This window comes from Mesorhizobium sp. M1E.F.Ca.ET.063.01.1.1 (assembly GCF_003998155.1).
Taxonomy (GTDB): Bacteria; Pseudomonadota; Alphaproteobacteria; order Rhizobiales; family Rhizobiaceae; genus Mesorhizobium.
Map to the genome: position 1 here is coordinate 1 of NZ_RZSC01001176.1, position 1217 is coordinate 1217.

General features: G+C 58.9%; 2 protein-coding genes. Both read right to left on the minus strand.

Annotated features, from left to right (window positions below; genetic code table 11):
* Positions 1 to 714 (minus strand): FtsQ-type POTRA domain-containing protein (locus tag EOA29_RS37030; RefSeq protein ID WP_127222430.1); only part of this gene is annotated, 714 nt, incomplete at its 3' end.
* A 218-nt stretch (positions 715 to 932) separates the two neighbouring features.
* Positions 933 to 1217, minus strand: a 285-nt coding sequence (locus tag EOA29_RS37035) for a site-2 protease family protein (protein WP_189479128.1), incomplete at its 5' end; no start/stop codon positions are given.

Below are 1217 nucleotides of genomic sequence, written 5' to 3' on the forward strand. Positions count from 1 at the left end.
CAGCAACTCCTGGTCGGCGCGCAGCTTGTCCTCGTCATAGACGTCGTCGCGCAGCACGAACGAAAGCCAGGACGAACGCTTCGTGTTGATCACGTCCGACAGGCGGCGGCTGGAGAAAGCGCTGTTGCCGACGAAATTGATGGCCGCGATCTGCGTGCGTGCGCCTTCGTTGATGTTGAAGACTACGTTCACGCGATTGTCGCCGAGATCCATGATCTGGGTGGTCACGGCGGCATCGTCGCGGCCGATGCGCCTGTAGGCTGCCTTGACAGCCTCGACGTCGGCATCAAGCGCCTGCTGCGAGAATGTCGCGCGCGGCTTCAACTGGATGGCAGCCTGAAGGGCGTTGTCCTTGAGCTTCTTGTTGCCCTGAAACAGGACCTGGTTGACGACCTTGTACTCGGAAACCTTAACGACCAGGGTCGAGCCGACCTGATTGATCTGGACGTCCGAGAACAGCCCGGTGCCGAACAGGGCCTTCACGGCGCTGTCGATATCGGCGCTCGAAAACGCCTTGCCGGGCTTGATCGAGATGTAATTGCGGATGGTTTCGGCATCGACGCGCTGGTTGCCGCTGACCTCGACCCTCGAGACGACTGCTGCTTCGGCTACCGATGTGGCAACGAACTGCACTGCGAGCGCGCCTGGCAAAACCAGGGCGGCGGACAAAGCCGCCGCGGACGCGGCGCTCAGAAACTTGGATGCTGCCTTCATCGGGCTTTTGTACCTTTTTCTCGTAGTCCCCACGGCGAGAAAACCGGACGTGCGGTATTTTCCCTTACCGTATTAACCGGATTTTCCCTACACGCAAGGCTCCGGGTTAATTTGTATTTACTTAACCCTGATGCGTGGCTTTCGCGTCACGCATATCCCCACGCATGGTAAACGGCGTCTCAATATGGTCGGGTCCGAAGCCAAATTCCTTCATGATTTCAGCACCCAAACAGATCATTCCAAAAAACGAAGCCCATGAACCCGAGCACCAGCAGGAGGCCAGCCCGGTAGGCCATCTCCATCATCCGCTCCGAGACGGGCCGCCTTATGACGGCCTCCACGCCGTAGAACAAGAGGTGCCCGCCGTCGAGAGGGGGAATCGGCAGAAGATTGAGAATCCCTATCCCGACTGACAGGAATGCAACAAGCTGCACCAGCCACTCGAAGCCGAGTTTGGCCGCCTGCCCCGACATTTTTGCGATCTTGATCGGCCCGCCCAGTTG